The organism is Dehalococcoides mccartyi (assembly GCF_001889305.1).
GTDB lineage: Bacteria > Chloroflexota > Dehalococcoidia > Dehalococcoidales > Dehalococcoidaceae > Dehalococcoides > Dehalococcoides mccartyi_A.
The window spans coordinates 817,420-841,822 of sequence record NZ_CP013074.1 but is presented as its reverse complement, the minus strand read 5'-3'; the positions used below and the strand labels follow the sequence as shown (position 1 = coordinate 841,822).

Here is a 24,403-nt window from a genome sequence, read left to right as displayed (position 1 = left end):
GCTCCTAACTAATCGTAGTCTGCCAATATTTTTTCAGCATCGGCGGTAGGCAACTTGCCATGATAATGGCCGTCAACCACCACAACCGGCCCTAAAGCACAGCAACCCAGACAGTTTACCGTTTCAAGAGAGAACTTAAGGTCAGGAGTAGTTTCGCCGGCTTTTATACCCAGTGATTTCTCCAGGCGGTCAAGTATCTTGGGTGCACCAAATACGTGGCAAGCAGTACCCACGCAGACACTTACATTGTGCTTGCCTTTGGGTATTACGCTGAAAAGTTTATAGAAAGTGGCTACATGATAAACCCTATTCACAGGTACATTCAGGATTTGGCTTACTTTATACAAAGCCTCTTTGGGAAGCCAGTTGTATTCTTTTTGAATTTTTAAGAGCACCTGAATAAGCATATCAGCTTTATCACGGTAACCGTCAAGGATATTGTCCAGCTTGGACAAGTCAATAACCTCAGGTGTTTTAGTCTCACAATTACACATGCTGTTCCTCACATTTGGCATCGGCTTTGGCTTTAGCTTTTTTCTCAGCCAGCTTGCCAAGTCCCATAACCACACCGTCTATAATGGCTTCTGGTCTGGCGGCACAGCCGGGGACATAAACATCTACAGGTATTACCTTATCTACACCGCCCAGTATATTCGGACAGTTATGAAAAACACCGCCGCTGCAACCGCAAGTGCCTATAACAATAACTACTTTTGGGTCAGGCATTTGCTGATACAAGTTTTGTAAAACACGGTAATTACGTTTATTGGCGGGGCCGGTTACCAGAAGTACATCCGAGTGTTTGGGGTTTCCCATGTTTACAATGCCGAAACGTTCAACATCATAAATAGGGGTAAGGCAGGCCAGTATTTCAATATCACACCCATTGCAACTGCCGCAATCAAAATGGAGCAGCCAAGGTGATTTTATCTGGGACTTTGTAACAAAATCCAATTATGCCCCTCCCAGTACTGAAAGTCCGATAAGGTTAACCAACGCCAAACCCAGCCCGAACATCCATGATATTTTGAGCATGGACGACCAGGTAAGACGGGCTGTAATATTGTCAATCACCAGCACCAAAAACCAGCAACCCAGTGCCAGGGCAACGCCGGGCACAATACCCGGAAGCCACATGAGAGAGATAAATCCCAGTACCAGTATCAGTTCGTACATATGAGCAATTTCTATAAGCCCAAGGTGAATGCCTGAATATTCGGTAAATACACCTTTCACCAGTTCTTGATGGGCATGTTCCGAAGAAGATATATCAAACGGGGATTTACGCATAAGAATAACCAGTACCAGAACCAGGGTGAGCAATATGGGCCACAATGAGGGCAGCAAGGGCTGGTCTATTTCGGAAATCATGAAACTGCCGTTAGCAACATAAAGCTCGATAGCCATTATAATCAAGATAGGTTCATAAGAAAGTATCTGCAGAAGCTCACGGTTGGCACCAATCTGGCTGTACGGGGAACGGGTGGCAAAAGCACCCACAACCAGAAATACGTCTGCCACACCCAGCACCAGTACAATCAGCAGCAGGTCTTGGCCGAGGAAAAACATGACTGTAGCCGCCATGATAAACAGCAGGTAACCTATAGAACCAACGGCCTGCATACGGCCAGTAATCATGCGGCGTTTGGCAAGCAGCTTGATAGTATCGTAGATAGGCTGAAGCAAAGGCGGCCCGAATCTTCCCTGCATGCGGGCAGTTAATATACGGTCAAACCCGCGAAGCAAACTGCCGAGTACCGGGGGCAAAACCAGGGCTAGGGCAACCAGCAACCATTCGTTCATATCAGCACCACTACCAGCATACTAACCAGTATCAAAAGGCCAACTATTTTTAGCCCGGTATCCAGATGGGAATTGGCAAACTGGGTGTCAAGATACATAGACCCCAGCTTTAGTTTAGTTTCACCATCAGCTACAGAATAAAAGCTGTCAGCTGAAGTGCTTACATTTTCACCGCACATATAGGCAGTGCTGAGGTTTTTAGTTTTGGGTTTAAATAAAACCGGCACCAGTATAATGGCTATGGCCAGCAGGATAAAAAGCGGCCAGGCGGTAAATAAACCTGCGGCACTTCCAAAAAATCCATTTGAAGTGTCAATGACATTCGGATAGAAAGCAGTTACAGCCGGTAAAATAAAGCTTTCATAGAAGGATATCACCCCTATACTGAACACTCCGGCAAAAGCCAGCAACATCAGTAAAGGGCTGTGATATAAAAATGAAAAACGTTCAAAACGTATTTTCACAATTCCAGGTGTTACACTGAAAAAACGCCCCAGCCATTTCACCCAGAAAACGGTAGTAGCCGCCGAACCTATAACCAGCAGCAGGAACACCAGCGGCGAAATAAACCCTGACATAGCTGAAGTAGCCTCTATGGCAGCCCATTTACCCAGCAGCATACCAAAAGGCACCAGCATCATTGAGAGAATACCGGCAACTGTTATGCCGGCTATCAAAGGATAACGGCGTACCAGGCCTTCCATATCTTCAATGTCTCGACTGCCCATAGAGTGGTCTATAACGCCTACACACATAAAGAGCAGCGCTTTAGATATGGCATGAAAAATGGTGAGCACAATGGCAGCAGTAATTGCCAAAGGAGTATTTATACCTACGCACATTATAATCAGCCCAAGGTTTGAAATGGTGGAGTAGGCCAAAACTTTCTTGGATTCACGCTGGCTTATGGCCATAATGGCAGTTACCATAAAGGTAAATGCCCCGAACAGGGCAATTAAAGTAGCCAAAGCAGTATCGGTAATAGACGGTGCCAAACGGATAGAAAGGTAAATGCCCGCTTTGACCATGGTGGAGGAGTGAAGTAAAGCAGAAACAGGCACCGGTGCCACCATTGCTCCCAAAAGCCAGCCTTGAAACGGTACCTGGGCTGCTTTGGTGAAAGCGGCTATAAACAGGAAGAAAAGAGGTGCCATGGCTATGGCCGGGTTGGTTATCAAGGCTTGCAGGGAGATGCTGTCATAATTTGTAAAGACATAAATGATAGCCAGCACAAAACCTAGACCGCCTATCAGATTCATCCACAATGCCCGGAACGCATTATTTATAGATTCTTTGGTTTGTTCATGTCCGATCAGGGCAAAACAACATAAAGTAGTTATTTCCCAGAAAAAGTATATCCAGAGAAGGTTATCAGAAAAGACAATGCCGTTCATAGCACCCAGCAGTATGGTCATAAAGAAAAAGAAACGGGGCTGGCGGGTGATGCCAAGATGCTGATGATGCTCATGATCTTTCATATATTTGATTGCGTAAAGAAGTATAAGCGAACCGATAATGGAAATAATAAGGCACATGATAATAGAGAGCTGATCAATAAAAAAAGCCGGTTCTGAAGAAAGCGGAACGGCAGGTGCCCAAACAAACTCAAATAGACCGAGTAGGATTATCTGTGAAAGCACCAAACCGGAAGTTAGAATACCTCTGGCACTCCAACCGTTCTTAATAATATCTTTGACGCCCACAAACAAGAAGAACGCCAGCAAAACATAGTCCAATATCAAAATAATACTATCCCACTGGTGGGCGGGACTGTATTCAATAGGTAAACCACCCTGTGAAAACAACAGAATAGAGCTGGAAATAAGCACAATAGCAGAGGAGGCAACAAGCCCAGACCGGAGAAGGGTGTTTTTCAGAAACAGACAAATCAAGCCGGCTGCAAAGGGGAAGAGAACGGCAATAGCAATAAGACTAATGGCCAAAATCTAATCTTCCTTTTTAGTAATGTCTACTTACGGGCACGAAAACATACGTATACAAAAGACAATAGAATACCCGAAAGTAGCTTAAGTGGCGGTATTGTAACACACTAATTGCCCTTTGGCAAGGCAAAATAGCAAATTATTGAAGTTTCAGGACACTTAAAAATGCTTCTTTTGGCACTTCCACTTTGCCAATTTGACGCATTTTCTTCTTGCCTTCCTTCTGTTTATCCAGAAGTTTACGTTTACGGGTAATATCACCGCCGTAACACTTGGCAATTACATCTTTGCGTTTGGCAGATATGTCAGCCCGTGCCACAATTTTACTGCCGATAGCCGCCTGAAGAGTGACTTGATATAGCTGTCTGGGTATCATTTCCTTCAGCTTCTTTACCAGTGCTTCACCTATTTCATGAGCTTTATCCGGAGGAATAATACGGCTGAAAGCATCTACCGGTACATCATTCACCAGAACGTCTATCTTGGAAAGATGAGCATCGCGGTAGCCGATAAACTCGTAGTCCAATGAGGCATAACCCTGAGTGCGGCTTTTCAGTTGGTCATGAAAAGTGGTGAGTATGGAGCGCAGAGGCATATCGTAATGAAGCTGTACCCGCTGCCCAAGCTCACTCATGGCCAGCTGCCCCAGATACTCGGTATTTTTATAAACGCCGTAATTTTCCCGGACTAAATCCATAACCGTACCGATATATTTTGAAGGGGTTATAATCACCACCGAAACCCACGGCTCTTCAATACGGGCTATTTCGTGTGGCAAAGGCATTTCATTTGGGTTTACGACTGTAAGGACTTCACCGCTGGTACGGGTGACTGTCAGGCTGACACCGGGGGAGGTTACTACCAGTGAAAGGTTAAATTCACGTTCCAGCCTTTCAACTATTATATCCAGATGGAGCAGCCCCAAGAAACCGCAGCGGAATCCGTGACCTAAAAGCGGGCTGGATTCCGGTTCAGAAGATAGTGAAGCATCATTCAGGCTTAGCTTTTCCATAGCTTCACGCAGTTCGTGATAGTCATCTGTCTGGGTGGGATAGATGCCGGCAAAGACCATGGCTTTGGCCGGATGATAACCAATAAGCGGCTGGGTTGCACCCCCATGCTGCAGTGTCACTGTATCACCCACTCGGCATTCACCTACAGACTTAAGCCCGGTGGCTATATAACCTACATCACCTACATCAAGCCTCAAAGCAGCTACCTGGGCAGGGGCAAAATATCCGGCTTCAAGCACTTTGAATTCTGTGCCTTGTCCCATCAGGCGCAGGTCATCACCCTTGTTTATATTACCGTCGGCTACCCGCAAATAGGCAACCACACCTTTGTATGGGTCATAATGTGAATCAAATATAAGCGCCCGCAGAGGCAGATTAGCATTACCCTTGGGGGCAGGCACTCTGGTTACAATAGCTTCCAGCAATTCCGGTACGCCCAAACCCAATTTTGCACTGATTTGGATTACGGAATCTTCATCGTAACCCAATACACTTTTAATTTCACCCATTACCCGCGGGATATCAGCCCCGGGCAGGTCGATTTTATTAATAACCGGAATAATTTCCAGATTGTACTCTATTGCAAGGTAAACGTTTGCCAGGGTTTGGGCCTGAATGCCTTGAGTTGCGTCTATGACAAGGATAGCCCCTTCACAAGCGGCAATAGTCCGTGAAACTTCATAAGAAAAATCCACGTGTCCGGGAGTGTCTATAAGATTCAGGCGGTATTCCTGATTGTTCTTCGAGATATAACGCAGACGGATAGCCTTGGCTTTTATGGTTATGCCGCGCTCACGCTCAAGCTCCATACTGTCCATAACCTGTTCGCACATTTCGTCACGCCGAAGAGTACCGGTCATCTCTATCAAACGGTCAGCCAGAGTGGACTTGCCGTGATCTATATGGGCAATAATGCAGAAATTTCTTACACTGGATTGACTCATATCACCAACTTTAACTATATGCTTGTGATTGCTGAATATATAAATTAGCGTATTTTAATCTTTAAGGCAAGAAACGCCAGAAAACCTCGTTAGAAAGCAAACGGCCTCTAGGTGTCAAGCGGATACATCTGTCATGTTCTTCCAAGAGCCCAAGCTCAACACATTCCTGAATCTGGGGATAATACACATCCATAACGCACGGGCCGAAACGGTTTTCCACATATTCGGCACTTACCCCGTTGTCCAACCGAAGACCCAGTATGATAGTTTCCGCCAGCTGATTAGCCAAGTCTACATATATATTTTCAGATGGCTTAGGAGGACAATTATTCTGCCAGCAGAATAAATACTCATCAAGATTTATATCATTAGCTGTACGGCAATTTTGAAAAAATGAATGCCCTGCTACACCCAAACCCAGATATGGCCTGTTTTGCCAGTAGGTGAGGTTATGGAGGCTTTGGTATCCCGGTTTAGCCCAGTTGGATATCTCATAATGACGGTATCCGGCATTATCCAGCATTTCTTCAGCCAGCTGATACTGGTCAGCGGCAATTTCAGAATCCATAAAGGGCAATAACCCTTTTTGTACCTGCAGATACATAGGGGTGTCTTCCTCCAAAGTCAGACCATAGAGTGAAATATGCTCCGGTGCCAGTTTCAGCACTTCATTGAGATTGGTCTTAAAAGAAAGAGGAGTAGAATGGGGCAGGCCATAAATAAGGTCAAGGTTTATATTGTCAAAACCGGCGGCTCGGGCTTTTTTGTATACATCCTGTGCCTGGGTGGTATTATGCAAACGCCCCAGCACTGCCAGTTCTACATCTGAAAAACTTTGGATACCCAAGCTCAAGCGGTTTATGCCAAGGCGGTTTATTTGTTCAAGATACTGCAGGGTAAGAGTACCCGGATTTGCTTCTAAGGTAACTTCCGCATCGGGTAAAATCCGGGCAGAAGTCTTTATACCGGATATGATATCTGCTATCTGCGCCGGTGATAAAAGACTGGGTGTGCCCCCGCCAAAATACAGGCTGTGGAAGCAAAGCCCATCTGTCCGCAGCTTTATTTCTTTCTTCAGGCAGTTTACATAATCAGGTATGTGCTCAAGCTTATTTGTATAAGAAACAAACGAGCAGTATCCGCATTTTTTAAGGCAAAAAGGGAAATGCATATACAAAGCAAGGCTGTTTTCAGTCATAAGAATATTATATCAGGATTGAGCAGCGGGGGCAGTAGAAGGTTCAAACGGTATTAAAACACCATCGCTTAGAGTATATACCCTGGTAGCAACCGCTAGCGGGAAATTGCCGTGGGTAGCTACTACCAACCCGGCTTTACCTGCTTTTACAGGTGAAAGCAGCATCTCTATTATTTCAGCCCCTGTTTCGGGGTCTACATCACCGGTGGGCTCATCTGCCAGTATTATTTCGGGTTTGGCGGCCATTGTCCGGGCAATAGCCACCCTTTGCTGCTGCCCGATGCTTAGCTCTGAGGGCAGATTTTGAAGCCTGTCTGATAGTCCCAAATCCGCTAAAATACGGTGAATCCGCTCTGATTTTTCAAGCGTTGAAAGCGCTGAATTACGTAAGGCGATTGCCACGTTTTCATATGTATTCCACGAACCAATCAGATTAAAATTCTGGAAAATAATGCCCAGGCGGCTTCGGCGGAGTTCAGAGCGTTGCGAATTGCTAAGTGTATTTAATTCCCGCCCGTCAAAAAGCACCTTTCCTGAATCCGGATTGTCTAAACCGGATAATATCCAGAGGAGAACGGACTTACCTGCCCCGCTCTTGCCGCGGATAACCACCACTTCACCCGGCTCAACCCTCAGATTGATATCCCGTAAAACGGGTATGGATTGGACACCTTTCCGGAAAGAACGGTGAAGATTTATGGCTTCCAGGCTGGACCTTTTCATTCTAGAGCCCCCTCAGGCTTTCAGCCGGGCGCATTGAGGCTTCGCTTACGGCGGGGATTATCCCGGCTATTATTCCGCCCGCTATGGCCAGACCGAAAGCGCTCAGCGTGACCGTCCAGTCAATCCCCAGCGTATCCTGGCTGACAATTCCGCTGAGACTGGCAAACGGCACAGTGTATATAAGTATAATACCCAGCAAAATACCTGCTCCGGCTCCGATAAGTGCCTGTATAACTGATTGGGCTGTTATCTGCCAGACAATAGTGCTGTTGTTAAGGCCTATGGCTTTTAAGATACCAATATCCCGCCGCCGTTCCAGTACCGCCGAATATTCAGATTTCAAGGCTAAAGCAATTACGCTTATAAGCAAAATACCTGAAATCAGCCAGATGCCATTTTCACCTATGCCCATGGCGGTTGAAGCTGGTTTGGAACAGGCATAAGTGGAAACCAGACTACGGTCACCCATTATTTCTTCTACCTGATTTATAGCATGGTAATGTACATCTGCACCGGCAGATTCCACCAGTATAATGTTGGTTGCATCTGATGGCAGAGCAGTATTAAGGCGGGTATTTATAAGAGTGCGAAGCTCGTTTATAGGCATATAGACATCAGCTTTGCCGGGGCGTATGCCCGCATTTATAATTCCCCCCACCTGAAAGCTCTGTCCGCCTATATCCAGCCGGAAACCTACCGGAAGGTTTTCAGCCAGAGCAAAGGATTCCTCAAGCATGACCAGCCCGGTATCAGTTGAGGTAAGGAATTCGCCCTGGATAATATCCCCGGCGGCACAGCAGTTAGTTTTAACTGCCGTGCCATTAAGAGGGTCAAAACCTGCTACCAGAGTGTATTTAGCGGTGGCTTCGTCGTAAAAACGGAACAGAATAAAAGCCGAGGCATCTTTGACGGTATCAAGCGCCGTTATCTGGCTGACAATATCAGCTGAAATTACTTTTGCCGGAGTATTGTTGGCTATAAAACCTTCGTGAAGCGGATCTTTCAGGTCTACAGCACAGGCTTCGGTGTTGCACTGGGGGAGATAAGTTATGAAATGAGTACCGGTAGAATTAAGTACCGCAGTAGAGGCGTCCTGAGAAAAACTGAGCACTGAAAACAATACTACGACAATGGCTAGTGCCAAGCTGTAGCCCAGCATATTGCCAATGCTGCGGGCAGGACGGCGGATAATTTCTATCCAGGCGTAATGCAAAATCTCTTTCAAATAAGCTCACCTGTTGGCTGTTTAAAAAAGATTATTTCAGAAAACTGTTTTTGTCAATCATTTTTATTGCAATTCACACCAGTTGCAGCAAAATACAAATAGTTACTGAGTGGTAACTGAGAAGTGTATGGGCAAGCACGTAAATATTGCTTGAGTAAAGCGGCTAACAAAAAACGGGAAATAATATCTGCGGCTTATGCGGAGGAGTGCCTGGTTGGCAAGACAAGATACCGCGGTGCATCGCGTCACAGATGCTTACCGAAGCTACTATATAATCACAAACGGATTTATTTGGAAGAGGAATTACGGTAATGGATATTCCACTTGGCAGCCAATGAAGCTACATATGCCCGGCTTTCAGGTGAAACTGCACGGTTAAGCTCCGCCAAGAAACCATGGAGGAGTTCTCCGCCTGTCATACCGGGCATAGGCTCTTCGGGACCGGGAAGGTTAATGTACACAATCTCGGTCATAACTTTCTGGTATTCAATTGCTACACCCATGATGCACCTCTTTTACCCCCTTGACGGGATAAGTGCGGGGGGATATTAGCGACCGCTGCTGTTGCGGTAATGAATATTCCACTTGGCGGCTAAAGTGCTTACAAAAGCCCTCGTTTCAGCCGAAGGAGCCCTGTTGAGTTCAGCCAAAAAACCATGGAGGAGTTCTCCACCTGTCATGCCTGGTTGAGGTTCTTCAGGCCCTGGCAGGTTCACATACACGATTTCGGTCATTTGCTTTTGGTAATCAATTGCAGTTCCCACGCAGCACCTCTTTCTAAATTTGTTATGGAGCGGGTGACGGGATTCGAACCCGCGACGTCTTGCTTGGGAAGCAAGCACTCTACCGCTGAGTTACACCCGCAAGTTTTGAGGCTATTTTAGAGCAATTCGGCCGAATAGTAAAGGGCTTGGCAGCTTTCCAGCCTGTTTAGCCGTACAAAATATCGGCTTTGCTCTCGGCCAGCCTAAGTTTGCCTGATAAGGTGCAGTATTTCTTTTATGCTGGGGGTTTTACCATACATAAGCAAAAATACTCTGAATAATTTGGCGGCTAACCCGAAAAACAGCCAAATAGTAAGGCTTAGAAGAATAGCTGCCAATACAATCTCCCATACAGGGATACCCGTACCCATCCGCATGATAATGGTAATAGGTGCGGTCATAGGGAAAAGTGAAAGAGCTTTGTTCAGGATACTATCTCCACCTTCCAAAATAAACGGCATCAGGTAAAAAGGAAAAGCTGCAGACATAGTAACAATAACTGACAGCTGCTGCCCGTCGCGCACGTTAGAGGTAATAGCGCCAATCGCCGCCATAAGTATGGAATACAGAAAATAGCCAAGTACAAAGAAAACCAGACAGACTATTATCATATCCGCCTGTATAGATAAAGCCCCCAGAATGTCGCCGAAGGTTTTAGTAGCAAATTGAACCAGACCCCATGCACATACCAGCCAGAAAGTGACTTGTATAAGTCCAGCCAGACCCAGACCTACTATTTTGCCGGTCATAAGTTCACGGGTGGTGACAGAAGAAAGGAGTACTTCCATAATACGGTTTTCTTTTTCCTCACTCAGCCCTTGCAGCAGATAGCCAGAAGCCGTAAATATGGCCAACAACAAAAGAATGCCGAAAAGATAGGAAACAATATAGTTGGGAATGCCGCCCTGACCAGGTGCCGGCTGGCCGGATTCGTCTATAACGGTATTTACCAGAGCAAACGGGTTTTGTACACGGCTTAAGATATCGGCATCCACCTTGCCGCCTAAAAGATTTGAGGTAAGAAAGCTGGATATAGCGTAAGAAATATCCCCGCCGGGAGAAATTTCAGTTTCCAGGGTAAAACGCTGAATTATACCGGTATTTATATAGTTCTCAGGTATAATGAGAAATTCGTCCAGTTCCCCATTTAGCATATTATCAACCGCTGTCTGAGAGTCTGTTTGAGGCACCAGTACAACCCCTGGCTGTTCCTGATAGCCGCTGAAAACCCCCACCTGATCCACATAACCTATTTGCAGGGGTTCGGCAGTATCCGGCTGTGCGTTTATATCCTGCACCACCATACCCACCAAAATACCCACCAAACCCAGCACCGGCAAAGCCAGTGATGTTATCAAAAAACCTTTGCGTTTCAAGGTTGACATGAACTCGTGTTTTAAAACAATACTGTATTTAGACATTTTTCTTACCTGCAATGCTGATAAAAATATCATTTAAAGTAGGAGTAGCTATTTCAAAGCGGTGAATAATCAGTCCGCTGTTTACCAGTTGCACCAGCACATTCTGGGCAGTGGTGTTTCCATTTAATATAATATGAGCTTTGCCGCTTTCCGCTTTGGCATCAAGAACTTTATCCAGAGGTGGGAATTCACCTTCGTAATCTACTTCAAGAGTATTGCTGCGGTAGTGATTTTTGATATCAACCAGATTGCCGTAAAGCACTTGCTGACCTTTATTAAGCATGCAAACCCGATCACACATTTCTTCTACTTCATTCATGCGGTGAGTAGAAAGGATAAGTGATTTATTTTTACTGCGTAACTCCAGCATCAGATTCTTTACCAGCTGAACATTTACCGGATCAAGCCCGTTAAACGGTTCATCTATTATCATCAGAACCGGGTCATGAAGAATAGCGGAAACTAACTGTACCAACTGCCCCATGCCATGTGAAAGCTGCTCAATCTTTTTTTCAGCATGGGCTGAAAGCCCCACTTTTTCCAGTAATTCCAAAGCCTTAGCTTTGGCAGCAGAAGGGTTCATGCCTTTTAAACTAGCCAGATATACCAGAGAATCTATAATTTTCTGCTTTCGGTAAAGCCCGCGTTCTTCAGGAAGATAGCCGATATGATTCTGGGCGTCAGCATTCATCTGTTCGCCCAGTATAAGCACTTTACCGCTGTCAGGCTTTATAATATCCATCATCATGCGGAGAGTGGTAGTTTTGCCTGCCCCGTTAGGTCCAATAAGCCCCATAATCTGCCCCTGTTCAAGGCTAAGAGACAAATTATCTACTATGATATTCCGTCCATATATTTTAGATATGCCATGTGTTTCTACTACATTCATAGATTAACTCCCCCTGTGTATATAGACGCTAAGCCTGTTTTAAGTAATATCTTCAACCAATTTTCCGCTTATCACCGAAGCCGGTTGTTCATCAAGTATATTTGACAACGGGCGGGCAAATGCATCTTCCATCTTCACCATCAACCAGCCCATTTTAGTCCGTAAAAGCGAATATCCGCCTCTGAGTTTTTCACCCTGAAGTTCTATTACCAGATGTCCTGTGTCATAAGACTCTGCCAGTGTTTTTCCTGCTTTAAGGTTTGTAAAAGTGCCTCTATCCCAGACTATCACCTGCCCCGCCCCGTATTCACCCGCCGGTATTACACCTTCAAAAGAGGCGTACTGCATGGGATGGTCTTCGGTAGGCACAGCCAGCCGTTTTTCTTTGGGGCTGGCAGATGGCCCTTTGGGAACAGCCCATGATTTTAAAACCCCATCAATTTCCAGTCTGAAATCATAGTGCAGGCGGCTGGCAAGGTGTTTTTGGACAACAAATACTGGCTGTACAGAGAGTGCACTTCGTACACCAGAAGGTTCAGCAGTTTTAGCAAAATTACGTTTGCGGTTATATTCTTCCAGAGGGTTGGACGGCATAGCAGTTTACTCCCCCGATGTGCCTGTTGTTGTATAATATAATGGTCTTTGCTGTAAAGTCCAGATATTTAAACTTCCGGAGAAATATATGAGCATGTCTTGTATATCTATAAATGATATCCGAAATAATCTGCACACCTGTTTTATGGGAAGGGAAATAATTTATCTGCCGGAAACTGCATCTACCCAGACCGTAGCAATGGATATGGCACGCAAAGGTGCCGAAGCCGGTACAGTGATAATAACCGAAAGGCAAACAGAGGGACATGGACGTCTGAAACGGTTGTGGTTATCACCCCAGGGTAACATATACATGTCATTTATACTGCACCCCAATCAAAATGAACTTTCACGCTTGATAATGGCTGCTTCACTGGCAGTCAGTTTTGCCATAGAAGATACAACCGGTATAATGACCGAACTGAAATGGCCGAATGATATCCTGATAAAAGGTAAAAAAGTATGCGGAATGCTGATAGAAAATGATATACGGGACGGACAGGTGAATTCCAGTGCGGTAGGGTTGGGTATAAATGTAAATACCGATATGCAAACCTACCCCGAACTAAGAGATATTGCAACTAGCCTGATAAACCATACCGGGAAACCTGTAAGCCGTGAGAAACTGATACTTGGCTTTCTGCACGAGTTTGAAAGGCTGTATCTTTATTTAAAAGAACACGGTGAATGTGTGTTTGAAATGTGGAAGAAACGGCTGATTACACTAGGTAAAGAAGTAGACGTAACAAGCGGCAGAGATATTTATAGGGGGATAGTGGAAACTGTCAATCCGGATGGCAGCCTGAGAATACGGCTGGCGGATGGTAATCTGGTGCATATAATGGCGGGGGACGTAAGCCTGAGGCATGCTGATTGATATTTAATATATACATAAATAAGAAGGCCTGCTTTGAAAGCAGGCCTTCTTATTTATCTGATGGTACAAAACTATTCTTTAGTGTCTTTTTCAGTCTTCGGGTTAGTCATGCCTTTCCCTTTATCCATGAACATGCTGATAAGGTCTACCGGCACAGGGAAAATTATAGTGTTAGAGTGTTCTGAAGCAATTTCGGTCATGGTTTGCAGGTAACGCAGCTGCAGACTGACCGGCTCTTTGGCAATAACCTTGCCGGCCTGAGCCAGTTTCTGGGAAGCCTGCATTTCGCCTTCGGCATGAATAATCTTGGCACGGCGTACCCGCTCGGCTTCAGCCTGAGCGGCCATAGACCGTTTCATAGCTTCGGGCAGTTCCACTTCTTTTATTTCTACAATGCTGACTTTAACACCCCACGGGGCAGTAGCTTCGTCTATAATCTGCTGAAGTATCTGGTTCAGTTTTTCACGCTGGGAGAGCAGTTCGTCAAGCTCTGACTGGCCAAGTACATTTCTGAGGGTAGTCTGGGAAATCTGGGAAGTAGCCCGGTAATGGTCAACCACTTTCACCACCGAGGCCTCAGGGTCTACCACTCTGAAATAAACCACGGCGTTAACCCTTACGGTGACATTATCACGGGTAATAACTTCCTGTCCGGGTACATCCATAGTAACTACCCGCAGGTCAACCTTTACCATGCGGTCCACAAAGGGGATAAGGAAGAATAAACCCGGCCCTTTGCCGCCGATAAGCCGCCCCAGCCGGAATATGACACCCCGTTCGTACTCGGCAACTACCTTGACAGCCATACTGAGTATAAGCAGCAGTATAACCAGAACCACACCAACCGTAATTAAGGTATTTAAGGTTTCTTCCATTTATTCGTTCCTTTCCATTTTGACGTACAATTTCAATCCTTCCAGACGTACTATAACCACTTCCTGTCCCACTTCGGCAGTGCCGTTTTCAATATGCGCCGCCCATATCTCCCCGTCATATAGCACTTTGCCTTCGGGGTTTAGCGGGGTTTTTACCAAAGCTTTTTTGCCGTACAGCTCTTCTTTGCCGGTGGCAGCTTGTTTTAGGTGAGCACTGACCACTTGATTTACCACGAAAATAATTACCAGCACCGCTATGATGATTAAAGGGGCAATCCAATACCAGCTCATCTTTACTCCTTCATCAGCCAATACAAGACGACTAAAGTATATTGCTATAAGGTATAATATTTCAATAACTTTACTACCATTTGCTTGGTCAGGCCGGGTATTGTAAAATCTACAGACTAACTTTAAACGGAGTAGAAGAACATGATTGCGCGTTGTAAAGGCTGCAGTGATTTATTGCCCGAAGATATGCTTCGGTTCAGGTATATAGAGAGCATTTTCCATGACAGTTGCATTACATGGGGTTACGAAGAAGTGCGTACCCCCATGCTGGAATACCTCAGCCTATTTACCTCAAGCGGCACACTTACCCCTCAAATGCTTAAAAGGGTATATTCCTTTTTGGACTGGGACGGTTGGAGCGGCGAAAGGGTGGTACTGCGGCCGGACGGCACTATACCGGCTGCCAGACTTTATATAGATAACCTCCGTGAAATGGAAGTTGCCCGTTTGTGCTATACCTCCAATATTTTCCGCTTTGATGAAACAGGCAAAAAATCCCGCGAAAATTGGCAGCTAGGAGCCGAGCTTATCGGCGTTACCGGTTCGGAAGCTAATGCCGAGTTAATCACACTGGCACTGGAAACCCTGTCCAGACTGGGTTTTGAAGATGTGGAGCTAAGGCTTTCACATGCCCAGCTTATAAAAGCGGTATTGGCCCAGCTTGAGCCGAATACTGATGAACAGCATAAGATATTTGACCAACTGCTGGACGGGGACGTTGCTCTGATGAGCAGACTTGAGGCCGAAAAGCCTGAACTTTTCCGCACCCTGAAACTCTTGATGGAAAACAAAGGCACTTCAGCCGCTTTCCTGAAAAACGTTATGGCCATGGCCGGGGCTGCCGGCGGTGACCTGGAAGAACCCCTGAATGATTTTATTGCAGGGGTAGATATACTGGATAAGCTGGGTGTCAGCTACCAGATAGACCTTGCCTCAGGCAAAGGTTTTGAATACTATACAGGGGTAATTTTCCATTTGTTCGTAAACGGCGAACACGTGGGCGGCGGCGGCCGCTATGACAAGCTTATCCCCCTGCTGGGCGGTCCTGATAAACCGGCAGCCGGGTTTGCTTTGTATCTGAACCGCCTTATACCTATGATAGATGCCGAAGATATGTATGACATGGTAGAAGAAAAAATACTTATAAAATATGAAGGTGATAACCTTAAAAACGCCTACGAAATGGCTAACCTTATCCGCGAGTGCGGCATAAGCGCTGAGCTTTTTTACCCCGGTGTGGATACGGCCGCTTATGGCTGGGCAGTTACGGTTAAAGCGGCTGACAGCTATGAAGTAACAGACCTGATTGAAGACAAAACCACAGAGTTTAAAAATCAGGCCGAGGTAATATGCCTGCTAAGCGGTGAAGAAGATGCTTAGAGTGGCTCTGCCAAAAGGCAGATTGCTTGGTGATACCAAAGCCCTGCTGGAAAAAAGCCAGTGGGGGCTTGACGGTTACGTTGATAAGGCAAAAATATACTGCTTTAAATCAGTTTCCAACCCTGAAATGTCCGCCAAGATATTTCACGAGAAGGATATACCCATTCAGCTGGCCATAGGCAACTATGATTTGGGTGTATGCGGGGCAGACTGGCTTACCGAGCTGACTTCACGCTACCCTTCCAGCAATATAGTCAAACTGAAAAATCTGGGCTACGGGCATGGCTCATTATATGCGGCTACGGCTGTAAACAGCCCATATGATAGTTTGGCAGCACTCTCAGCTTGCAATACCCGTATACGCATAGCCAGTGAATACCCGAATATCGCCGAGGCTTTCGCTATGCAACTGCGGCTTAAAAATTTCAGTATTTTCCCGCTTTGGGGTTCGGCGGAAGCCTATCCGCCGGATACTGCCGAAGTGGTTATTCTGCCGCGCAAGTCTGAAGCTGACTTGGCCAAGAAAAATCTGCGTTCCATCGCCAAAGTACTGGATTTTAAAGCCTATCTGATAGCCAACAGCCAGAGCCTTGAGGAAAAAGACCTGAGCGGGGCTATTTCATCTGTAATGGCAAATATCAGCCGCTATGTTGAACCCAAAGCAGAAGATATTAAGATTGAACCAGTAAATGGCTGCCAGCCATCTTTTCTGGATATGCCGGATGATACTGTGCGTTTGGCACTGCCTGACGGGCATCAGCAGCCCCATGTCCGTAAGATATTGGATGCCGCGGGGATAGCTATTGAAGACTACCCATCTGCCACGGGCAATCACCGTCCGGCATTCGGCATAAACGGCATTGCGGTAAAGGTAATCCGCCCCCAGGATATGCCCATACAGGTAGCCAACGGCAATTTTGACCTGGCTATTACCGGGCGTGACTGGCTGACTGACCATCTTTACCAGTTCCCGACCAGCCCGGTAAAGGAACTGCTGGATTTGAAATACGGCTGGGTAAAACTGGTGGCGGTGGTGCATAACGACGTGCCGGTTTCCAATCTGGACGAACTGAAAGATTACTGCGGCAGCCGCGAAATGCGGATAGCTTCCGAATATACCAATATTTCTGACTTTTACGCCAGAAGCAACCATTTGGGGCATTACCGCATTGTTCCAACCTGGGGTGCAACTGAGGCTTTTCTGCCGGAAGATGCGGATATGCTGGTGGAAAATACCGAAACCGGCGGTACTATTGCCCGCCACAATCTGAAAATAATAGATACTTTGTTTGAATCTACCGCCTGTGTTATAGCCAACTATCAGAGCGTAGTTTCCACCGCCAAGAGCGAACGGATAAACACGGTAATAGGTATGCTTAAAAAGGCATTGGAGGCCTAAAGTAAAATGGAAATAATCCGCGGGTTTGCCCAAGCAGAAAAAAGGCTCTCCCGCCAGGATAAAGCCGGTTTTTTTCTGGACGAAACCCAGAGAACCGAACTTGCCAGACGGCTAGGGGTTGACCCCGAAAAAGCTGTAAATGGTATTATTGCAGATGTACGCAAACAGGGTGATAAAGCTGTTTTAGAGTATACCCTGAAGTTTGATCGTGCCGCTATTTCAAAACTTGAGGTAAGTCCAGCCGAAATAAAACAGGCCGCTGGTGAAATACCTGCTGAACTATTTGAGGCACTGAAACTTGCCGCCGCTCAGGTGCGGGCTTATCACCGCTTTCAGAAAGAGGCTGTCTGGAAAGCAGCTGAAATTATGCAGGGCAAGCAGCTTATCCGCCCGCTGGGAAGGGTAGGCTTGTATGTACCCGGCGGCAAAGCTTTTTACCCGTCAACTGTGCTGATGACCGCCATTCCGGCTAAAGAAGCCGGCGTAAAAGAGATTATACTGGTCACCCCGCCGGGAGCAGACGGGAAAATACCTGCGCCCACTCTGGCTGCCGCTTATATAGCCGGGGTAGACAGGGTATTTGCCTGCGGCGGTGCTCAGGCGGTGGCAGCGCTTGCCTTCGGCACCAAATCTATTCCCAAAGTAGACAAGATATGCGGGCCGGGTAATATATTTGTTACACTGGCCAAAAAAGCCGTATTCGGAGTGGTGGACATTGACGGGCTTCAAGGCCCCAGCGAAGTGCTGTTAGTTGCTGATCAATATGCTAACGCCGAATATTGTGCCTCTGATATACTGGCTCAAGCCGAACATGACCCACTGGCTGCCTCGATACTGGTGACTACATCTAAGGAAATGGCAAACAAAGTAAACGATATCGTGGAAGCAAAAACCGATACCTGTGCCCGAAAGGATATTATCCGGCAGTCTTTAAAGGACAACGGGCTGATTGCGGTTGTGGATAATATGAACGAGGCCATTACGCTGGCCAATATGTATGCTGCCGAACATTTATGCCTGCTGGTAAAGGATTCAGAACAGTATTTGTCCCGCATAAATCACGCTGGCTGTATCTTCTACGGAGAAAAAGCCAGTGTGGTAATGGGGGATTATGTAGCTGGGCCAAGCCATGCCTTACCCACCTCAGGCACTGCCCGTTTCAGCTCCCCGCTTAATATACTGGATTTTGTAAAATATATAGATATTGTAAACGTGAGCAAAGAGGAAATGGCAAAGCTGGGGAAAGCCGCTGCCACTATTGCCAGAGCCGAAGGGCTGGAATGCCATGCCGAAGCCGCCTTAAAGCGAATGGGATAAGTGAGAACTAATATGACATATGATATGAAAAAATATATGCGGACAGATCTAGAAGGGTTTGCCGGCTATTCTGCCTGCAAAGCACCGGAACTGGTAAAGACAAAAAACCGGATAATCAAGCTGGATGCCAATGAAAACCTGTACGGGGCTGCACCAGCGGTACGGCAGGCTATGGCTGCCTTTGACCAGTACCATATCTACCCTGATGCCACCCAATTTGAAATCCGCCGTTTGCTGGCGGAATATACCGGCGTAAATATGGAGCAGATTATCTGCGGGGCAGGCTCTGACCAGTTGATAGACTTACTGCTGAGGCTGTTTATAAACCCCGGAGATGAGGTTATCAACTGCCCGCCTACTTTCGCCATGTATAAATTTTATACTGATTTGAACCGCGGAACCGTAGTCAATGTGCCGCGTGATGCCGGTTATAATGTAAATATCAGCGGCATTAAAAATGCACTTACTCCAAAAACCAAGCTTATATTTATAGCCGCCCCCAATAACCCCACCGGTACAGCCATAAGCAAAGAGGATATAATACAAATACTGGATTTGGGCGTACCCACCGTGGTTGACGAAGCTTATTACGAGTTTACAGGCCAGACTATGATTTCGGATATGGCTAAGTATCCAAATCTTATGATACTGCGTACCTTTTCCAAATGGGCAGGGCTGGCAGGACTGCGGGTAGGTTACGGGCTTTTCCCGCCGATGATTGCAGACTACTTATCACGTATCAAAGACCCTTATTCAGTAAACATTGCAGCGGATACTGCCGTCCGCCAGACTATGCTCCAGCGTGAATATATGCTGGAAACCGTAAAAAAGATTGTGGATGAACGTAAACGGTTATATACTGAACTAAGCAAATTTAGCTGGCTGAAGCCTTATCCGTCTGCGGCTAACTTTATACTGTGCAAACTTATTAAAGGCAAGGCAAAAGACATTCAGCAGGCACTGGAGTTACAGGGCATTTTGGTAAGATGCTTTGATGCACCGATGATGGAAAACTGCCTGCGGTTTTCAGTGGGCAAGCCCGAAGATACAGACGCACTGTTAAAAGCGCTTGGGGAAATGGGGGAATAACATGACCAGTAGAACAGCATCTATAAAAAGACAGACCACCGAAACCACCATAAGCCTTAGTCTGAATCTGGATGGCAGCGGGCAGGCTGAAATGTGTACCGGGGTCAGGTTGTTTGACCATATGCTTTCCCAACTGGCTAAGCATGGTTTATTTGACATAAATATCTCTGCCAACGGGGATGATATACATCATTTGGTGGAAGATGTGGCACTCACTTTGGGTAAAGCCTTTAACGAGGCGTTAGGGGAACGCAAGGGTATTGTCCGCATGGCAGATGCAACTGTACCTATGGATGATTCCTTGGCTTCAGTAGCTCTGGACCTGAGCGGCAGGGGATATGCAGTGCTGGATTTGCCGTTTGCTAAAAATGACCTTACCGGTTTTCCCACGGACCTAGTCAGGCATTTTCTGGAGACTTTTGCAATAGAGGGTCGGCTAAATTTACATGCCCGCATTCTTTACGGTTCTAATGACCATCACAAAGCAGAAGCTCTTTTCAAAGCATTGGCACGGGCACTGGACAAAGCTACTGGTATAAACCCCAGACGCGAAGGCATTGCCCCCAGCACCAAAGGTATGCTGGAAAACTGATTTAAACGATTTGTAGAATAGGGAAAGGGGCTTTCGCCCCTTTTATATATATCCACGCTAGCAGGTTAACCCAACTTCAGGCCGGTTATTCTTTCGTAAGCGTATTCATAACGGCAGGTAGTTGACTTTATAACTTCATCCGGCAATACCGGGCCTGGAGGCTCTTTATCCCAGCCGATAGCTTCCAAATAATCCCTCACGGGTTGTTTGTCATAGCTATCCTGGGCTTCGCCCACTTTATAGGTTTTTTCATCCCAGAAACGGCTGGAATCCGGGGTAAGTGCTTCATCAATAAGGATAAGCTCTGAGCCGTCCAGACCAAACTCAAACTTGGTATCAGCTATAATAATACCCCTTTGGCGGGCATATTCCCGTCCGAATTTATAGAGTTCCAAACTCTTTTTAGCCAGTTTATCAGCCAGTTCTTTGCCGACCATAGCTTCCAGTTCAGCAATAGACATGGGGCGGTCATGTTCGCCGTCTCCCTTGGTGGTAGGGGTAAATATAGGTTCTGGTAGCTCCTGACTTTGCAAAAGACCTTTCGGCATAGAGACACCATTTACAGTACCCGTCTTTTTATATTCACTCCAGGCTGACCCAGCAATATAACCACGCACTACACACTCAACCGAAACACGCTTAACTTTTTTGACTACCATACTTCTGCTGTTTAAATATTCCGGATATTTGAACCGTTCGGCTACGGGCAGGTATTTATCCAGACAATTTACATCTTCAACCAGCTCTATAACATGATTGGGTATTATATGAGCAGTTTTCTCAAACCAAAATGATGAAATACAGTTAAGCACCCTTCCTTTACCTGGTATGCCTGAAGGCAGTATCACATCAAAAGCGGAAATACGGTCACTGGCAATGATAAGCAGTTTATCACCAAGCAGATAAGTATCACGCACTTTTCCTTTTATAAAAGAAGGCAGAGGCAGGGCAGTTTCCATAAGTACTTTTTTATCAGTCATCTATATAGCTCTGGGTGACAGTCCTTCATCAGAGGAGGCATCCCCGCCTTTCTTCCACTGGGAATTAGTCAGCCCTACCCGTCTGAATATATCATCTATGTAGCGCAGATAAAATTTGTAGTCAAATAATTCGTCAACTTCGGCAGAAGAAAGGTGTTCCATAACCTCGGCATCCGCCTTGAGCAGGTTCATAAAATTATCTTCGCCTTGCCAAGTGCGCATGGCATTCCTCTGTACCATTTTGTATGCCTGCTGGCGTGAAAGCCCCTTGTTTATCAGGGCAAGCATAACTCTCTGTGAATAAACCAGACCGCCGGTAAGGTTAAGATTCTTTTCCATCTGTTCAGGGAAAACATTTAGACCCTTTATAACATTGGTAAAAATGTGCAAAGCGTAATCCAGCAGCAGACAGCCATCAGGCATTATTACCCGTTCGGTAGAGGAGTGGCTGATATCCCGCTCATGCCACAAGGGCTGATTTTCCATGGCGGTAACGGAATAGCCGCGTATTATACGGGCAATACCGCAAATTCGTTCGCAAAGCTCAGGATTTTTCTTATGAGGCATAGCTGACGAACCGGTTTGCCCTTTTTCAAATGGTTCTTCAGCCTCGTGGCATTCAGTCTTCTGAAGAGCCCGTATTTCGGTAGCAAACTTTTCCAGCGAACCGGCGATAATAGCCAGAGTAGTCATGTACTGGGCATGGCGGTCACGCTGGATTACCTGATTTGAAATAGAGGCGGGTGAAAGCCCCAGTTTTTTGCAGGCTATCTCTTCAATTTCAGGGGATAAAGTAGCATAAGTACCTACCGCTCCTGACATTTTACCTACGGTAATAGCCTTAGTGGCCTCCGCAAGACGTTGGCGGTTGCGTTTCATTTCTTCCATCCACAAGGCCAGTTTCAGTCCGAATGAAATGGGTTCGGCATGAACACCATGAGTACGTCCCACTTGGACAGTATATTTATATTCCATAGCTTTGGCAGCCAAAGCATTTATCAGGTCTTTAACACCGTTGTTTAGTATCTTTGAAGCTTCCACAAGCTGAAGGCTGAGAGTCGTATCCATCACATCAGATGAAGTCATGCCCATATGAATAAAGCGGGATTCTTCACCCAGACTTTCGGCTACAGAACCCAAAAAAGCCGTCATATCATGGTGAGTTTCCTTCAGAAGCTCCTCCATGCGCTTAAAGTTCAAGCGCGCCAGCTTTATTTTAGTGATATCCTCCCTTGAAATTGCCCCCATCTTCGCCCAAGCTTCGCAGACGGCAATTTCAATATCCAGCCAGTAAGCAAATTTACTTTCATCTGACCAGACCTTTTTCATTTGAGGGCGGCTATATCGCTCTATCATTTGTTCTCACCTTTAAGTTCCCGACGGTAGCTTTCATACGCCTGACGGATATTTTGATATTTTAAACCCAGTATTTCAGCCGCCAGATATGCCGCATTTTTAGCACCGGCAGAGCCGATGGCTACTGTAGCTACCGGTATACCGGCCGGCATCTGGACTATAGAGTACAGGGCATCAATTCCTTTAAGTTCACCTGAAGCAACAGGTACGCCGATAACTGGCAGTGTCAGCCAGCTGGCAATCACTCCCGGCAGATGAGCCGCCCCCCCGGCAGCAGCTATAACCAGTTCAATACCCCGTGCGGGCGCATTAAGACAAAACTCCTGCACTTTTTCCGGAGTGCGATGGGCAGACATAACCAGAGTTTCAAATGAAATACCCATTTTCTCCAGTATCTCTTCGGTAGGCTTCATAACCTCGGCGTCAGACTTAGACCCCATAACAATACTAACTAATGGCATAGTTCCCTCCCATTTAACAAGGCTATGTCCCTACGATAATGGCAATCTTCAAAAGAAATGCAGTCAATATTTTTATATACATTGTCTCTGGCTTCCTCTATATTTTTGCCTTTACTGACAAGACAAAGTACCCGTCCGCCATTAGTAAGTATTTCGCCCTCTTCAGAAGCTACTGTGCCGGCATGGAAAACAAGTATATCCGAGGGTATATCTGAAAGACCGCTTACAGGTAATTTTTTACGGTATTCAGCCGGATATCCGCCAGAAGCCAGCACAACCCCGACTGCAGATGAATCTTCCATTTCAATATTGAGTTTGTCAAGACGGCCTTCAATAGTGGCTTCCACTATCTCAAGCAAGTCTGTCTTGAGCAGGGGCATTAAAACCTGAGTTTCGGGGTCTCCAAAGCGGGCATTAAACTCCATCACTTTTGGCCCTTCAGCGGTTATCATCAAACCGGCATATAAAACACCTTTATATACGATATCCCGATCCGCCAGTGCCTTTATAACCGGCAATAGAATGCGGGACATTATTTCTTCCTTTAATTCGGGGGTAAAAAAAGCAGGGGGCGTATAACTGCCCATACCGCCAGTATTAGCACCCTTATCCCCATCATAAATCCGTTTATAATCACAAGCAGCACTTAAAGGTGCAACAGTTTTACCGTCAGTAACGGCAAAAAAGCTCATTTCCTGCCCCACCATGCACTCTTCTATAACTACATGTTCACCGGCTTCACCGAATATTTTGGCCTCCATTATATCTGATAAAGCCGCCATAGCCTGCTCATGAGTTTGGGCAACCGTAACTCCTTTACCACCTGCCAAACCATCCGCCTTTATCACAACCGGCATATCCAGCCTACTCAAATAAGAACAAGCTTTTTCATAACTGGAAAAACTGCGGCTGTAAGCAGTGGGAATTTTATTTGAAAGAAGCAGCTCTTTGGTAAAAACTTTGCTGGATTCCAACTGGGCAGCTTCACGGCAGGGGCCGAATATACGCAGGCCTTCTGATTCAAACACATCTACAACCCCTCCTGCCAGAGGTGCTTCAGGTCCTACAAAGGTAATATCAATGGCTTTGTCTTTGGCAAAGGAAAGCAAATCTTTGATATTTGTGCAGCTTATAGCTACATTTTCAGCTATAAGGCTTGTACCGGCGTTGCCGGGGGCAACGTAAATTTTAGTGATTTTCGGGCTTTGGGAAAACTTCCAGACAATAGCATGCTCCCTTGCCCCATTTCCAATAACCAGAACTTTCAGA

25 protein-coding genes and 1 tRNA gene are annotated in these 24,403 nt (G+C 46.1%); 6 read left to right on the top strand and 20 right to left on the bottom strand.

The window, feature by feature from the left end:
- Window positions 1-8 precede the first annotated feature (8 nt).
- From nuoE to ASJ33_RS04485, 14 genes are all read right to left on the bottom strand, one after another.
- Window positions 9-494: an NADH-quinone oxidoreductase subunit NuoE gene (nuoE, locus tag ASJ33_RS04550; protein ID WP_023652324.1), complete on the bottom strand. Its 486-nt coding sequence runs from the start codon at window positions 492-494 to the stop codon at window positions 9-11.
- Window positions 487-954, bottom strand: a complete 468-nt coding sequence (locus tag ASJ33_RS04545) for an NADH-quinone oxidoreductase subunit B family protein (protein ID WP_012882053.1) — start codon at window positions 952-954, stop codon at window positions 487-489. The genes nuoE and ASJ33_RS04545 overlap by 8 nt, the downstream gene beginning before the upstream one ends.
- A complete protein-coding gene (locus tag ASJ33_RS04540; RefSeq protein ID WP_041330895.1) occupies window positions 955-1,803 on the bottom strand; it encodes an NADH-quinone oxidoreductase subunit H in 849 nt (282 codons plus the stop codon).
- Window positions 1,800-3,746, bottom strand: coding sequence for an NADH-quinone oxidoreductase subunit L (locus ASJ33_RS04535; RefSeq protein ID WP_041330893.1), 1,947 nt, complete (start codon window positions 3,744-3,746; stop codon window positions 1,800-1,802). Before ASJ33_RS04535 ends, ASJ33_RS04540 begins: the two co-directional genes overlap by 4 nt.
- A gap of 139 nt (window positions 3,747-3,885) precedes the next feature.
- On the bottom strand, window positions 3,886-5,703 hold the full coding sequence (gene lepA / locus ASJ33_RS04530) for a translation elongation factor 4 (protein WP_012882050.1): 1,818 nt from the start codon (window positions 5,701-5,703) through the stop codon (window positions 3,886-3,888).
- A gap of 61 nt (window positions 5,704-5,764) precedes the next feature.
- Window positions 5,765-6,901 carry a radical SAM family heme chaperone HemW gene (hemW, locus tag ASJ33_RS04525; protein WP_023652321.1) on the bottom strand — a complete coding sequence of 379 codons (1,137 nt, stop codon included), beginning with the start codon at window positions 6,899-6,901 and terminating at the stop codon, window positions 5,765-5,767.
- 12 nt (window positions 6,902-6,913) lie between these two features.
- Window positions 6,914-7,624 (bottom strand): ABC transporter ATP-binding protein, encoded by a 711-nt coding sequence (locus ASJ33_RS04520; RefSeq protein ID WP_023652320.1) that lies wholly within the window; start codon window positions 7,622-7,624, stop codon window positions 6,914-6,916.
- A gap of 1 nt (window position 7,625) precedes the next feature.
- The gene (locus tag ASJ33_RS04515) at window positions 7,626-8,849 is read right to left on the bottom strand and encodes an ABC transporter permease (protein WP_041330890.1); all 1,224 of its coding nucleotides are present in this window, start codon (window positions 8,847-8,849) and stop codon (window positions 7,626-7,628) included.
- Window positions 8,850-9,136: 287 nt separating this feature from the next.
- Complete coding sequence (locus ASJ33_RS04510; protein WP_012882047.1) at window positions 9,137-9,352, bottom strand: hypothetical protein; 216 nt, start codon at window positions 9,350-9,352, stop codon at window positions 9,137-9,139.
- A 45-nt stretch (window positions 9,353-9,397) separates the two neighbouring features.
- Window positions 9,398-9,613, bottom strand: coding sequence for a hypothetical protein (locus ASJ33_RS04505; RefSeq protein WP_023652318.1), 216 nt, complete (start codon window positions 9,611-9,613; stop codon window positions 9,398-9,400).
- 25 nt (window positions 9,614-9,638) lie between these two features.
- A tRNA-Gly gene (locus ASJ33_RS04500) sits at window positions 9,639-9,713 on the bottom strand.
- A 103-nt stretch (window positions 9,714-9,816) separates the two neighbouring features.
- Window positions 9,817-11,034: an ABC transporter permease gene (locus tag ASJ33_RS04495; protein ID WP_023652317.1), complete on the bottom strand. Its 1,218-nt coding sequence runs from the start codon at window positions 11,032-11,034 to the stop codon at window positions 9,817-9,819.
- Window positions 11,027-11,923 (bottom strand): ABC transporter ATP-binding protein, encoded by an 897-nt coding sequence (locus tag ASJ33_RS04490; protein WP_023652316.1) that lies wholly within the window; start codon window positions 11,921-11,923, stop codon window positions 11,027-11,029. Before ASJ33_RS04490 ends, ASJ33_RS04495 begins: the two co-directional genes overlap by 8 nt.
- A gap of 39 nt (window positions 11,924-11,962) precedes the next feature.
- Window positions 11,963-12,517, bottom strand: coding sequence for a DNA polymerase ligase N-terminal domain-containing protein (locus ASJ33_RS04485; protein ID WP_023652315.1), 555 nt, complete (start codon window positions 12,515-12,517; stop codon window positions 11,963-11,965).
- Between the two features lie 88 nt (window positions 12,518-12,605).
- Between ASJ33_RS04485 and ASJ33_RS04480 the strand changes: the two genes are divergently transcribed.
- Window positions 12,606-13,394: a biotin--[acetyl-CoA-carboxylase] ligase gene (locus ASJ33_RS04480; protein ID WP_023652314.1), complete on the top strand. Its 789-nt coding sequence runs from the start codon at window positions 12,606-12,608 to the stop codon at window positions 13,392-13,394.
- Window positions 13,395-13,465: 71 nt separating this feature from the next.
- Here the strand turns inward: ASJ33_RS04480 and ASJ33_RS04475 are convergent, their stop codons facing one another.
- Complete coding sequence (locus ASJ33_RS04475; protein ID WP_012882041.1) at window positions 13,466-14,269, bottom strand: slipin family protein; 804 nt, start codon at window positions 14,267-14,269, stop codon at window positions 13,466-13,468.
- Entirely contained in the window at window positions 14,270-14,560 is a 291-nt protein-coding gene (locus ASJ33_RS04470) for an NfeD family protein (RefSeq protein ID WP_023652313.1), read from the bottom strand.
- 141 nt (window positions 14,561-14,701) lie between these two features.
- On the opposite strand from ASJ33_RS04470, the gene ASJ33_RS04465 reads away from it, so the two are divergent.
- The 5 genes from ASJ33_RS04465 to hisB are packed head-to-tail and all read left to right on the top strand — an operon-like array spanning window position 14,702 to window position 20,337.
- Window positions 14,702-15,940 (top strand): ATP phosphoribosyltransferase regulatory subunit, encoded by a 1,239-nt coding sequence (locus tag ASJ33_RS04465; protein WP_041330888.1) that lies wholly within the window; start codon window positions 14,702-14,704, stop codon window positions 15,938-15,940.
- A complete protein-coding gene (gene hisG / locus ASJ33_RS04460) occupies window positions 15,933-17,339 on the top strand; it encodes an ATP phosphoribosyltransferase (protein WP_041330887.1) in 1,407 nt (468 codons plus the stop codon). Before ASJ33_RS04465 ends, hisG begins: the two co-directional genes overlap by 8 nt.
- Window positions 17,340-17,345: 6 nt before the next feature.
- A complete protein-coding gene (gene hisD / locus ASJ33_RS04455; RefSeq protein ID WP_041330885.1) occupies window positions 17,346-18,656 on the top strand; it encodes a histidinol dehydrogenase in 1,311 nt (436 codons plus the stop codon).
- Window positions 18,657-18,668: 12 nt separating this feature from the next.
- On the top strand, window positions 18,669-19,745 hold the full coding sequence (gene hisC, locus ASJ33_RS04450) for a histidinol-phosphate transaminase (protein ID WP_041330884.1): 1,077 nt from the start codon (window positions 18,669-18,671) through the stop codon (window positions 19,743-19,745).
- Window position 19,746: 1 nt separating this feature from the next.
- Window positions 19,747-20,337 (top strand): imidazoleglycerol-phosphate dehydratase HisB, encoded by a 591-nt coding sequence (gene hisB, locus ASJ33_RS04445; protein WP_023652308.1) that lies wholly within the window; start codon window positions 19,747-19,749, stop codon window positions 20,335-20,337.
- 65 nt (window positions 20,338-20,402) lie between these two features.
- On the opposite strand, the gene ASJ33_RS04440 is transcribed toward hisB, so the two are convergent.
- From ASJ33_RS04440 to purD, 4 genes are read right to left on the bottom strand one after another with little or no spacing between them, the layout of a single operon-like run.
- The gene (locus tag ASJ33_RS04440) at window positions 20,403-21,317 is read right to left on the bottom strand and encodes a phosphoribosylaminoimidazolesuccinocarboxamide synthase (RefSeq protein WP_023652307.1); all 915 of its coding nucleotides are present in this window, start codon (window positions 21,315-21,317) and stop codon (window positions 20,403-20,405) included.
- Window positions 21,318-22,673: an adenylosuccinate lyase gene (gene purB, locus ASJ33_RS04435; protein WP_023652306.1), complete on the bottom strand. Its 1,356-nt coding sequence runs from the start codon at window positions 22,671-22,673 to the stop codon at window positions 21,318-21,320.
- Window positions 22,670-23,134, bottom strand: coding sequence for a 5-(carboxyamino)imidazole ribonucleotide mutase (purE, locus tag ASJ33_RS04430; protein ID WP_012882033.1), 465 nt, complete (start codon window positions 23,132-23,134; stop codon window positions 22,670-22,672). Before purE ends, purB begins: the two co-directional genes overlap by 4 nt.
- Window positions 23,125-24,402, bottom strand: coding sequence for a phosphoribosylamine--glycine ligase (purD, locus tag ASJ33_RS04425; RefSeq protein ID WP_041330883.1), 1,278 nt, complete (start codon window positions 24,400-24,402; stop codon window positions 23,125-23,127). The genes purE and purD overlap by 10 nt, the downstream gene beginning before the upstream one ends.
- Between the last annotated feature and the right edge of the window lies 1 nt (window position 24,403).